The sequence below is a fragment of the Streptomyces sp. NK08204 genome, assembly GCF_020400585.1.
In the GTDB taxonomy this organism is placed as follows: Bacteria; Actinomycetota; Actinomycetes; order Streptomycetales; family Streptomycetaceae; genus Streptomyces.
Genome location: NZ_JAINVF010000003.1, coordinates 349930 through 362528, shown reverse-complemented (window position 1 = coordinate 362528; position 12599 = coordinate 349930). Strand labels below are relative to the sequence as shown.

Annotated in this window: 7 protein-coding genes and 1 pseudogene; 3 read left to right on the top strand and 5 right to left on the bottom strand. The window is 71.3% G+C overall.

Annotated features, from left to right (window positions below):
* The first annotated feature begins 123 nt into the window (after positions 1 to 123).
* Both K7G59_RS07420 and K7G59_RS07415 read left to right on the top strand, forming a co-directional pair.
* Entirely contained in the window at positions 124 to 1878 is a 1755-nt protein-coding gene (locus tag K7G59_RS07420) for a beta-galactosidase family protein (RefSeq protein ID WP_225831340.1), read from the top strand.
* 59 nt (positions 1879 to 1937) lie between these two features.
* The gene (locus K7G59_RS07415; RefSeq protein WP_225831338.1) at positions 1938 to 2819 is read left to right on the top strand and encodes a hypothetical protein; all 882 of its coding nucleotides are present in this window, start codon (positions 1938 to 1940) and stop codon (positions 2817 to 2819) included.
* Between the two features lie 50 nt (positions 2820 to 2869).
* On the opposite strand, the gene K7G59_RS07410 is transcribed toward K7G59_RS07415, so the two are convergent.
* Positions 2870 to 4309, bottom strand: a complete 1440-nt coding sequence (locus K7G59_RS07410) for an MFS transporter (protein ID WP_225831336.1) — start codon at positions 4307 to 4309, stop codon at positions 2870 to 2872.
* A 114-nt stretch (positions 4310 to 4423) separates the two neighbouring features.
* Here K7G59_RS07410 and K7G59_RS07405 point away from each other — a divergent pair, with 114 nt between their 5' ends.
* On the top strand, positions 4424 to 4909 hold the full coding sequence (locus K7G59_RS07405) for a MarR family winged helix-turn-helix transcriptional regulator (RefSeq protein WP_225831334.1): 486 nt from the start codon (positions 4424 to 4426) through the stop codon (positions 4907 to 4909).
* Between the two features lie 7 nt (positions 4910 to 4916).
* On the opposite strand, the gene K7G59_RS07400 is transcribed toward K7G59_RS07405, so the two are convergent.
* From K7G59_RS07400 to gltB, 4 genes and pseudogenes are all read right to left on the bottom strand, one after another.
* The gene (locus K7G59_RS07400) at positions 4917 to 5528 is read right to left on the bottom strand and encodes a TetR/AcrR family transcriptional regulator (protein ID WP_225831331.1); all 612 of its coding nucleotides are present in this window, start codon (positions 5526 to 5528) and stop codon (positions 4917 to 4919) included.
* Positions 5529 to 5639: 111 nt separating this feature from the next.
* Positions 5640 to 5937, bottom strand: a pseudogene (locus tag K7G59_RS07395) (hypothetical protein); the annotation flags it as partial.
* 321 nt (positions 5938 to 6258) lie between these two features.
* Entirely contained in the window at positions 6259 to 7722 is a 1464-nt protein-coding gene (locus K7G59_RS07390) for a glutamate synthase subunit beta (RefSeq protein WP_225831330.1), read from the bottom strand.
* Positions 7715 to 12307 (bottom strand): glutamate synthase large subunit, encoded by a 4593-nt coding sequence (gltB, locus tag K7G59_RS07385; protein ID WP_225831531.1) that lies wholly within the window; start codon positions 12305 to 12307, stop codon positions 7715 to 7717. Before gltB ends, K7G59_RS07390 begins: the two co-directional genes overlap by 8 nt.
* Positions 12308 to 12599 lie beyond the last annotated feature (292 nt).

Sequence of the window (12599 nt, the reverse complement as noted above, 5' to 3'; positions counted from 1 at the left end):
CGGCGCTCCTCCCGGCGTCGGCGACCGTGTGCCCCGCCCGTGGCCCAGGTCCAGGACTTTTGTCCAAGCAGCGCCGATCTTCGTCCATGGCGCCGGTCGGTGCCAGGGGTGAGGCTTGCGGACATGGGCGAGTTCACGGTCGGGGAGTCCGACTTCCTGCTGGACGGGCGGCCGGTGCGGCTGCTGTCCGGGGCGCTGCACTACTTCCGGGTACACGAGGCGCAGTGGTGGCACCGGCTGGCGATGCTGCGGGCGCTGGGCCTGAACTGCGTGGAGACGTACGTCCCCTGGAACCTGCATCAGCCGCGCCCGGGGACCTCGCGGGACGTGGGGCAGGCCGGCCGCTTCCTGGACGCGGTCCGGGAGGCCGGAATGTGGGCGATCGTGCGGCCGGGGCCGTACATCTGCGCCGAGTGGGAGAACGGCGGGCTGCCGGTGTGGGTGACGGGCGAGCCGGGCACGCGCGCGCGGACCCACGACGAGCGGTTCCTGGGCCATGTACGGAACTGGTTCCGCGACCTGCTGCCCGAGATCGTGCCCCGGCAGATCGACCGCGGCGGCCCGGTGATCATGGTGCAGGTCGAGAACGAGTACGGCAGCTACGGCTCCGACGCGGACTACCTGGAACGGCTGGCCGGGATCCTGCGTGCCGAGGGAGTCACGGTCCCGCTGTTCACCTCGGACGGCCCCGAGGACCACATGCTCACCGGCGGCTCGCTGCCCGGGGTGCTCGCCACGGTGAATTTGGGCTCCCATGCGCGCGTGGCCTTCGAGACGCTGCGCCGCCACCGGGCGAAGGGCCCTTTGATGTGCATGGAGTTCTGGTGCGGCTGGTTCGACCACTGGGGCGGCGATCACGTCGTGCGCGACCCGCGGGACGCGGCCGGGAGGCTGCGGGAGATCCTGCGGTGCGGGGCGTCGGTGAACCTCTACATGGCGCACGGCGGCACGAGTTTCGCGGGCTGGGCGGGCGCCAACCGGGACGGCGAACTCCATGAGGGGGCGCTGCAGCCGGACGTGACGTCGTACGACTACGACGCGCCCGTCGACGAGTACGGGCGGCCCACGGAGAAGTTCTGGCGCTTCCGCGAGGTCCTGGCCGCCCACAGCCTCGGCCCGCTGCGCGAACTGCCGCCCCCGCCCGCCCGGTTGGCTTCTGCCGTGGACGTGGAACTCATGGACTGGGCCTCCATGGGGGATGTCCTCGAGGCGCTCGGCGGCGAGGAGACGGTCACGCCGCTGCCGCCGTCCTTCGAGGAGCTGGGGGTCACCCGTGGCCTGGTGCGCTACGAGGTGCACGTGCCGGGGCCCCGGCGGCCCTTCCCGCTGACGGCGCGCGGGCTGCGGGATCTGGCGGTGGTGTACGTCGACGGCGCGCGGGCCGGGGTGCTCACCGAGGGCGAGCCCGGGCTGAAGGAGCCGGTGGCGGGCCCGGCGCGCGTGGAGCTGTGGGTGGAGTCCCTGGGGAGGGTGAACTACGGCCCGCGGCTCGGCGAGGCGAAGGGGATCACCGGCGGGATCCTGCACGAGCGGCAGTACCTGCACGGGGTACGCGCGCGCGGACTGGACCTGGACGCCTTCGACGACGGTGTGGAAGCGGTGCCCTTCGGGGCACTCCCCGGGGACGGCTCCGCCGGCCTGTACCGCGGTACGGTCACGGTGCGGGGTGCCGGGGACGCCCGGCTCGGACTGCCGGGCTGGACACGCGGGTTCGTCTGGATCAACGGCTTCGGCCTCGGCCGCTACTGGTCGGCGGGCCCCCAGCGCTTCCTGTACGTCCCCGGGCCCGTGCTGCGGGAGGGCGGGAACGAGGTGTGGGTCCTGGAGCTGGAGGAGGCCGCGCCGGGCTTCTCCTCGCCCCGCCTGCTGCCGGTGTGAGCGAAGGCCCGCCCCGCATACAGTGGAGAGGAGTTCCCGGCGTCTTTGGGGGTGCGGGCGTGGCGAACGGCGGACCGGTCGAGCACGGCTACCCGCACCTGGAGACGGTGCGGGCCTGCGTCACCGCGCTGTACAGACGTCTGTCGTACGACACCGTCCAGACCTTCTCGACCAGCGTGGCCCCCGCCGACGTGGCCTTCTGCGACACCGACGACCTGCATCTGGGGGCGCAGCGGGTGGCTCGCGAGATCGTGCGGCACTTCCGGCTGCCGGACGCCCGGCTGATCGTCGGCTTCCGGGAGATGACCCACGCGGCGAACGTCGAACTGGCGGCGGGCCCCGAGTATTTCGTGGAGCTGAACGACCGCTTCCGCACCCACCGCGAGGACATCGGCGCGGCACTGGCCCACGAGGTGGCGCACGTCTACCTGCACCGTCTGGGCCTCGCTCTCCCCACCACGGCGGAGAACGAGATCCTCACGGACACGACGGCGACGTACCTGGGGGCGGGCTGGCTGCTGCTGGACGCCTACCGCGAGCACGGGGAGGCCTCCCAGAAACTCGGCTACCTCACGCCGGAGGAGTTCGGGTACGTACTGGCGAAGCGGGCGCTGCTGTTCCACGAGGACCCTTCCGTGTGGTTCACCAGTCCGCAGGCCTATACGGCCTACGAGAAGGGATGGGCGCGGGCCCGCCGGGACGAGGAGCAGCCGCCGCTGACCGGGGCCGGCTGGGCGGGCCGCCGCCGCTACGCCCACGACCGCCGGCACGTCTCCGGCGTCCAGCCGACGGCCCCCTACGCCTTCAGCCCCGACCCGGCGGGCCACCTCCGTGTGTCCTTCCCCTGCCCCACCTGCCACCAGCGGATCAGGGTGCCGGTACGGGGGCGCGTCCGTGCGCGGTGCGGGCTGTGCCGGACGGTACTGGAGTGCGACACCTAGGGAGGCCGAGCGCGGTGCCCCGGCTTCTTCCGCGGGGGCTCGGGGCTGTGTCAGCCGAGGTGCTCGGTCACCGCCCGCCGAGGCAGCGCGGCGCACAGCAGCCCGCACACCACGAAGGCTCCCACCACCCACGGCATCGCATGGGTGAGCGCCCCGGTGAACCCCTCCCCGGCCCGTCCGAAGAACACCGTGCCGACCACCGCCGCCCCCAGCGCTCCGCCGAACTGCTGAGCCGTGGAGAAGATCCCGGACGCCCCTCCGGCCAGCTCCGCCGGCACCGCCGACAGCACCACGTTCACCAGCGGCACCACCAGGAACCCGAGTCCGGCCCCGGCGAGCACCAGACCCGGCACCAGCGGCCACGCCCCTGCGTGCCGGGCCGGCGCGCCGTCGACCGCCGCCCACACCCAGCCGTAGCCGCCCGCCATCAGCAGCGCCCCGGCACCGAGCACGAGCCGCCCGTACTTCGCGGCGAGCGCGTCCGCGGCGGGCGCCGTCAGGAAGCCGCCGGCCGAGAAGGCGACCGTCACCACGCCGGCCTGCAGGGGCGTGTATCCCTCGCCGCCCTGCAGCCAGACCGCGAAGACCAGGAAGAAGCCCTGCATGCCGACGGAGAACAGCAGCTGGACCACGACGCCCACGGAGAACGCCGGGAGCCCGAAGGCCCGCGCCGGCAGCAGCGGCACGATCCCGGGCCGGTGCCGCCGCGCCTCGTACACACCGAGCCCGACGACGGCCACGACACCTGCGGCCAGGCACACCCAGCCCCACACCGGCCAGCCGTCCTGTCGTCCCTGCACCAGCGGCAGCACGATCGCGACCAGCCCGCCGGCCAGCACCAGACTCGCCGGCACGTCCGGCCGGCCCGCCGACCGCTCACGCGTGGCCGGGACCAGCAGCAGGCCGCCCACGAAAGTCCCCACGGCCACCGGCACGTTCACCAGGAACACCGACCGCCAGCCCCAGCCGAACAGGTCGACGTCGGTGAGCACCCCGCCGAGCAGCAGCCCGACCGCCGAGGCGAAACCGGCGACAGCGCCGTACATGCCGAAGGCGGCGCCACGCTCCTTGCCCTGGAACAGCGTGCGGAAGGAGCCGATCACCTGCGGCACCAGCACGGCGGCCAGCACGCCCTGCACCGCCCGCGCGGCGATCAACTGCCCCGGTGACTGGGCGATCCCGCACGCCAGGCCGGCCAGGCCGAAGCCCGCCGTCCCGGCGAGGAAGAGCGGGCGGCGGCCGAAGCGGTCGCCGAGGTGGCCGGAGACGATCAGCGCGGCGGCGAAGCCGAGGAGGTAGGCGGAGACCAGCCATTGCAGGTCACCGGGTGAGGCGTGCAGGTCGCGGCCGATGGACGGGATCGCGACGTTGACGATCGTGCCGTCGAGCAGGTCCATCAGGGCCGCGGTCGTCATGACGACGGCGGCGGCCCAGCGGCGCGGGTGCGGCGTGGTCGCGAGGGGCGGGGAAGCGGCGAGGTTCATGGACATGGAGGGGTCCCCCACTCGATTTATTTCGTTCGGACTAACGAAAGACTTGCACCCGCACGCCCCTGTGCGCAAGTACTTAGTTAGACCGAACGAAATTTTTGGTAGCCTCCTCTCATGAGCGAGCGAGAGCGGGAACGGACCGACGAAGCGGCGCGCGCCGAGACGCTGCGGCAGCTCATGGACGTGGGGCGGGCGCACAGCGCCGTGACGGTGATGTTCCACTCGGCCGTCGCCGCCAAGCAGGGCCTGAACGCCACGGAGGAGAAGACCCTCGACTTCCTGCAGCGGGAAGGACCGCTCACGGCGAAGGACCTCGCGGCGCTGACCGGACTCGCCCCGGCTTCCGTCACCGGTCTGCTCGACCGGCTGGAGTCCAAGGGGTTCGTCCGCAGGGTGAAGCACCCGACGGACAAGCGCCGGGTGCTGGTGGAGCTGGACGAGGAGAAGCTCGACGAGCTGGCGGAATTCTTCGAGGACTGGGCTCGGGACATCGTCGAGGCCTGCGAGGAGTTCAGCACGGACGAGCTGAAGACCGTGGTCCGCTTTCTGTCCGTGATGAGCGAGCGGCAGCGCAAGGCCGCAGCCCGCCTGAGCGGCTGACCGCCCGTCACGGGCGTACGGCGATTCCGTCCAGCACCATCGCCAGGTAGTGGCGGCCGATCTGCCCCGGGCTGTGCTGTCCGTCGGGCCGGTACCAGGAGGCGGCGGCCCACACCGTGTCGCGCACGAACCGGTAGGTGAGGCAGACGTCGAGGTCGGCGCGGAACACCTGTTCCGCGACGCCGCGTTCGAGGGTGGACAGCCACGCCTGTTCGAACCGGCGCTGTGACTCGGCGAGGAAGGCGAACCGTTCCTGGGCGAGGAGCTGTCTGCTCTCCTTCTGGTAGATCGCGACGGCGGCGCGGCGCCGGTCGATCCCCCGGAAGGACTCGCTGACCAGAGCCTCCAGCGTCTCGCGGGGCCCGAGCCCGGAGGCCAGAACGGTGTCGTAGCCGTCCCACAGCTCGCCGAGGAAGGTCCGCAGGATCTCCTCCAGCATCGACTCCTTGGAGTCGAAGTGGTAGTAGAGGCTGCCCGCGAGAATCCCGGCGTGGTCGGCGATGGTGCGAACGGTCGTGGCGTTGTAGCCCCGCTCGGCGAAGACCTCGGCTGCGGTGTCGAGGAGCTCGCGGCGACGGGCGGGCGCTGCGGTCACCTGGGACTTCTTCTTGTTCGGCACGGATCCATTGTGGTCTGCGCTCATGACGCAGAGGTGCCGGCTGCTCACGGAGACGACTCGGCGGTCAGGCAGGACGGGCAGCCGGGCGCCACAGGGGCATGGCGGGGCTCGGGAGACGGCGTTCACCCGCACCCCGGACGCGGCGCCCTCCACGGCCGCGCACCGGGTCAGCGCACCCTGCCTTCGCGGCGGCGTGGTGCGCCTGTCCGGCCTGGGCGCGCCGGCCGACGACGGGCGCCTTGCTGACGATCAGGCCGCCCTGCCCGCTCCGCGCGGAAGCGCCGCAGAGCCGCAGAGCCGCAGAGCCGCAGGCACGCAGCGGAAGCGCCGCAGAGCCGCAGAGCCGCAGAGCCGCAGGCACGCAGCGGAAGGTTCCGTTCAGTGTCACGTCGAGCACCTTCGACCACCGCACCGCGGTGACCGCGCCCGGGAATCGAAGCGGCGCGCGGTCGCCCCCGCCGAACCCGCTCCGCGCGGAAGTGCCGCAGAGCCGCAGGCACGCAGCGGAAGGTTCCGTTCAGTGTCACGTCGAGCACCTTCGACCACCGCACCGCGGTGACCGCGCCCGGGAATCGAAGCGGCGCGCGGTCGCCCCCGCCGATGCCGGCGCCGCCTGGGAAGACGACAGCGGAAAAGGCGACGACGCCTGTCCAGCCGTCCGGTCGGGGACGTGGCGGGCAGGCGTCGTCAGTGTTCCGCACGCCTTTGTGCGGGACGTCTTGGTGGGCCGTCAGACAGCGAGGGCGCGGTCCGTCGGGCGGATCGGGGCCGGCAGGTCGCTGGCTCCGGTCAGGAAGCGGTCGACGCCGCGGGCGGCCGAGCGGCCCTCCGCGATCGCCCACACGATCAGGGACTGGCCGCGGCCGGCGTCGCCGGCGACGAACACTCCTGGCACGTTCGTCTGGAAGTCGGCGTCGCGGGCGATGTTACCGCGTTCGTCCAGCTCCAGGCCGAACTGGTCGACCAGGCCGTTCTCCCGGTCGGTGCCGGTGAAGCCCATGGCGAGGGTGACCAGCTGGGCCGGGATCTTGCGCTCGGTGCCCGGCTTGGAGGTCAGCTTGCCGTCGACGAACTCCACCTCGGCCAGGTGCAGCCACTGGACGTTGCCCTCCTCGTCGCCCTCGAAGTGGGTGGTGGAGGCGGAGTAGATCCGCTCGCCGCCCTCCTCGTGGGCCGAGGTGACCTTGTAGAGGATCGGGAAGGTCGGCCAGGGCTGGCTGACCGGGTTCCGGTCCTCGTTCGGGCGGGGCATGATCTCCAGCTGGGTGACGGAGGCCGCGCCCTGGCGGTGGGCGGTGCCCACGCAGTCGGCGCCGGTGTCACCGCCGCCGATGACGACGACGTGCTTGCCCTCGGCCGAGACCGGCGGGGCGACGTAGTCGCCCTCCTGGACCTTGTTGGCCAGCGGCAGGTACTCCATCGCCTGGTAGACGCCCTTGAGTTCGCGGCCCGGCACCGGCAGGTCGCGCGCGGTGGTCGCACCGGCGGCGATGACGATCGCGTCGTACCGCTTCTTCAGGTCGGTCGCCTTGATGTCGCGGCCGATCTCGATACCGGTCCGGAAGCGGGTGCCCTCCGCGCGCATCTGCTCGATACGGCGGTTGATGTGCCGCTTCTCCATCTTGAACTCGGGGATGCCGTAGCGGAGCAGGCCGCCGACGCGGTCGGCGCGCTCGTAGACGGCGACGGTGTGGCCCGCCCGGGTGAGCTGCTGGGCGGCGGCCAGGCCCGCCGGGCCCGAGCCGATCACCGCGACCGTCTTGCCGGACAGGCGCTCGGGGATCTGCGGGGCGACGTCCCCGGTCTCCCACGCCTTGTCGATGATCGAGACCTCGACGTTCTTGATGGTGACCGGCTGCTGGTTGATGCCGAGCACGCACGCCGACTCGCACGGGGCCGGGCACAGGCGGCCGGTGAACTCCGGGAAGTTGTTCGTCGCGTGCAGGCGCTCGTAGGCCGCCGCCCAGTCCTCGCGGTAGGCGTAGTCGTTCCACTCGGGGATCAGGTTCCCCAGCGGGCAGCCGTTGTGACAGAACGGGATGCCGCAGTCCATGCACCGGCTGGCCTGCTTGCCGATGATCGGCAGCAGCGAGCCGGGGACGTAGACCTCGTTCCAGTCCTTGACGCGTTCGTCGACGGGGCGGGACTCGGCGACCTCACGGCCGTGGTTCAGGAAGCCCTTCGGGTCAGCCATTGATCGCCGCCTCCATCATCTTCTCGGTGATCTCGGTCTCGGACAGACCGGCTCGCTCGGCGGCGTCCTTGGCGGCGAGCACTGCCTTGTACGTGCTGGGGATGATCTTGCTGAAACGGTCCACGGCGGTGTCCCACCCGGCGAGCAGCTTCTCGGCGACCGTGGAGCCGGTCTCCTCGGCGTGGCGGCGCACCACGTCGTGCAGCCACTGCTTGTCGGTGTCGTCCAGCGCCTCGACGGAGTCGGCGTTGCCGACGTTGACGTTGTCGCGGTCGAGGTCGATGACGTAGGCGACGCCGCCGGACATGCCCGCCGCGAAGTTGCGGCCGGTCGGACCGAGGACGACGGCGTGACCGCCGGTCATGTACTCGCAGCCGTGGTCGCCCACGCCCTCGGAGACGACCAGCGCGCCGGAGTTGCGGACGCAGAACCGCTCACCGGTACGGCCGCGCAGGAACAGCTCGCCGCCGGTGGCACCGTAGGCGATGGTGTTGCCCGCGATGGTCGAGTACTCGGCGAGGTGGTCGGCCGCGCGGTCCGGGCGGACGACGATCCGGCCGCCGGACAGGCCCTTGCCGACGTAGTCGTTGGCGTCGCCCTCCAGACGCAGCGTGACACCGCGCGGCAGGAACGCGCCGAAGGACTGGCCGGCCGAACCGGTGAAGGTGATGTCGATGGTGTCGTCGGGCAGGCCCGCGCCGCCGAACTTCTTCGTCACCTCGTGGCCGAGCATGGTGCCGACCGTGCGGTTGATGTTACGGATGGCGACCTGGGCGCGCACCGGCTGTGCGGCGGTGGCGTCCTCGGCGGCCAGCGCGTCCGCGGCCAGCTTGATCAGCTCGTTGTCCAGGGCCTTCTCCAGGCCGTGGTCCTGGGCGACGAGCTGGTGGCGCACCGCGCCCTCGGGCAGCTCGGGCACGTGGAACAGCGGCTGCAGATCCAGGCCCTGCGCCTTCCAGTGGTCGACCGCCCGCTCGACGTCCAGCACCTCGGCGTGGCCGACGGCCTCCTCGATGGAGCGGAATCCCAGCTCGGCCAGCAGCTCGCGGACCTCCTCGGCGATGAACCGGAAGAAGTTCACCACGTGCTCGGCCTTGCCGGAGAAGCGGTCGCGCAGGATCGGGTTCTGGGTGGCGATGCCGACCGGGCAGGTGTCCAGGTGGCAGACGCGCATCATCACGCAGCCGGAGACGACGAGCGGCGCGGTCGCGAAACCGAACTCCTCGGCGCCGAGCAGCGCGGCGATCACCACGTCCCGGCCGGTCTTCAGCTGGCCGTCGGTCTGGACGACGATCCGGTCGCGCAGGCCGTTGAGCAGCAGCGTCTGCTGGGTCTCGGCGAGGCCCAGCTCCCAGGGGCCGCCGGCGTGCTTCAGCGAGGTGAGCGGGGAGGCGCCCGTACCGCCGTCGTGGCCGGAGATCAGGACGACGTCCGCGTGCGCCTTGGACACACCGGCCGCGACCGTGCCGACGCCGACCTCGGAGACCAGCTTGACGTGAATCCGCGCCTGCGGGTTCGCGTTCTTGAGGTCGTGGATCAGCTGGGCCAGGTCCTCGATGGAGTAGATGTCGTGGTGCGGCGGCGGGGAGATCAGACCGACACCGGGGGTCGAGTGCCGGGTCTTCGCGACCCACGGGTAGACCTTGTGGCCGGGCAGCTGGCCGCCCTCGCCGGGCTTGGCGCCCTGGGCCATCTTGATCTGGATGTCGTCGGCGTTGACCAGGTACTCGGAGGTGACGCCGAAGCGGCCGGAGGCGACCTGCTTGATCGCCGAGCGGCGCGCCGGGTCGTACAGGCGGTCCGGGTCCTCGCCGCCCTCACCGGTGTTGGACTTGCCGCCCAGCTGGTTCATGGCGATGGCGAGGGTCTCGTGCGCCTCCTTGGAGATGGAGCCGTACGACATGGCGCCGGTGGAGAAGCGCTTGACGATCTCGCTCACCGGCTCGACCTCGTCGATGGAGATCGGCTGGCGGTCGGACGTGAAGCCGAACAGGCCGCGCAGCGTCATCAGGCGCTCGGACTGCTCGTTCACGCGCTCGGTGTACTTCTTGAAGATGTCGTAGCGGCCCGAGCGGGTGGAGTGCTGGAGGCGGAAGACCGTCTCCGGGTCGAACAGGTGCGGCTCGCCCTCACGGCGCCACTGGTACTCGCCGCCGATCTCCAGCGCGCGGTGCGCCGGGGCGATGCCGGAGGCCGGGTAGGCCTTTGCGTGCCGGGCGGCGACCTCCTTGGCGATGACGTCGATGCCGACGCCGCCGATCTTGGTCGCGGTGCCGTCGAAGTACTTCTCGACGAAGGCATCGTCCAGGCCGACGGCCTCGAAGACCTGGGCGCCGCGGTAGGAGGCCACGGTCGAGATGCCCATCTTGGACATGACCTTCAGGACGCCCTTGCCGAGGGCGTAGATCAGGTTGCGGATGGCCTTCTCGGGCTCGACGCCGTTGATGAAGGTGCCCGCGCGCAGCAGGTCCTCGACGGACTCCATCGCCAGGTACGGGTTGACGGCGGCGGCGCCGTAGCCGATGAGCAGGGCGACGTGGTGGACCTCGCGGACGTCGCCGGCCTCGACCAGCAGGCCCACGTGGGTGCGCTGCTTGGTGCGGATGAGGTGGTGGTGGACGGCCGCGGTGAGCAGCAGCGACGGGATCGGCGCGTGTTCGGCGTCGGAGTGCCGGTCGGACAGGACGATCAGCCGGGCGCCGTTCTCGATGGCCGCGTCGGCCTCCGCGCACATCTCCTCCAGGCGCGCGGCGAGGGCATCGCCGCCGCCGGAGACCCGGTACAGGCCCGACAGGGTCGCGGCCTTGAAGCCGGGCATGTCGCCGTCGGCGTTGATGTGGATGAGCTTGGCCAGCTCGTCGTTGTCGATGACCGGGAAGGGCAGCACGACGGACCGGCAGGAGGCGGCGCTCGGGTCGAGCAGATTGCCCTGCGGGCCCAGCGAGCTGCGCAGGGAGGTGACCAGCTCCTCGCGGATCGCGTCCAGCGGCGGGTTGGTGACCTGCGCGAACAGCTGGGTGAAGTAGTCGAAGAGCAGACGCGGGCGCTCGGACAGGGCCGCGATCGGGGAGTCCGTGCCCATCGAACCGATCGGCTCGGCACCGGTCTTGGCCATCGGGGCGAGGATGACGCGCAGCTCTTCCTCGGTGTACCCGAAGGTCTGCTGGCGGCGGGTGACCGAGGCGTGGGTGTGGACGATGTGCTCGCGCTCGGGCAGGTCGCCCAGCTCGATCTCGCCGGTCTCCAGCCACTCGGCGTACGGCTGCTCGGCGGCGAGGGCCGCCTTGATCTCGTCGTCCTCGATGATGCGGTGCTCGGCGGTGTCGACGAGGAACATCTTGCCGGGCTGCAGGCGGCCCTTGCGGACGACCTTGGCCGGGTCGATGTCGAGGACGCCGACCTCGGAGCCGAGGACGACGAGGCCGTCGTCGGTGACCCAGTAGCGGCCGGGGCGCAGGCCGTTGCGGTCGAGCACGGCGCCGACCTGGGTGCCGTCGGTGAAGGTGACGCAGGCGGGGCCGTCCCAGGGCTCCATCATCGTGGAGTGGAACTGGTAGAAGGCGCGCCGCGCCGGGTCCATGGAGTCGTGGTTCTCCCACGCCTCCGGGATCATCATCAGCACGGAGTGCGGCAGCGAACGGCCACCGAGGTGGAGCAGCTCCAGCACCTCGTCGAAGGAGGCCGAGTCGGACGCGTCCGGAGTGCAGACCGGGAAGATGCGGTCCAGCTCCTTGCCGCCGAACAGGTCGGAGACCAGCTGGGACTCGCGGGCGCGCATCCAGTTGCGGTTGCCCTTGACGGTGTTGATCTCACCGTTGTGCGCGACGAAGCGGTAGGGGTGCGCGAGCGGCCACGACGGGAAGGTGTTCGTGGAGAAGCGCGAGTGGACGAGGGCGATCGCCGAGGCGAAGCGGCGGTCGGACAGGTCCGGGAAGAAGGGCTCCAGCTGGCCGGTGGTCAGCATGCCCTTGTAGACGATCGTGCGGGCCGAGAGGGACGGGAAGTACACACCGGCCTCGCGCTCGGCGCGCTTGCGCAGCACGAACGCCTTGCGGTCCAGGGCGATGCCCTCGCTGGCGCCGTCGGCCACGAAGATCTGCCGGAAGGCCGGCATGGTCGAGCGGGCCGTGGCCCCCAGCAGTTCGGGGGCGACCGGGACCTCGCGCCAGCCGAGGACGTCCAGTCCCTCCTCGGTCGCGATCGTCTCGATACGCGAGACGGCGTCCTCGGTCCCCTCCTCCGGCAGGAAGGCGATGCCTACCGCATAGGAACCCGCAGCGGGGAGATCGAATCCGGTCACCTCACGGAAGAAGGCGTCCGGCACCTGGGAGAGGATGCCCGCGCCGTCGCCGGAGTCCGGCTCGGAGCCGGTGGCGCCACGGTGCTCCAGGTTGCGCAGAACAGTCAGCGCCTGCTCGACCAGCGCATGGCTCGCCTCGCCGGTGAGAGTGGCCACGAAACCGACGCCACAGGCGTCGTGCTCGTTGCGGGGGTCGTACATACCCTGCGCAGCAGGGCGAGCATCCATGAAGGACCAGTTCCGGCCATTCGCGGAGTGCTGGGACGGCTGGCGCGGCGTACGCATCGGCTCTCCCGTCGTCGTCATGTGGCAAGTGCTGTGCCGAGGGACGACGTTGGCCCTCTGCGTGGAGTGCAAAATTTCGTGCAGGTTACATGATGGAGCGATTCTCGGGAAGTGGATAGCCCGTTCCAGCATGCGGACACCGCCAGGTCGCGGCAGGGTGCCGTGGGGTCACGGCAGAGTGCCGCGCGCAGGCGGCGGAAGTATGTGGGGGACCGCTGTGGACGAGATCGGTCGGATCGGCGTCCGTCGGCCCGAAAGGGGCGGGGTGAGCTTCTTCGCCCACCCCTGGGGG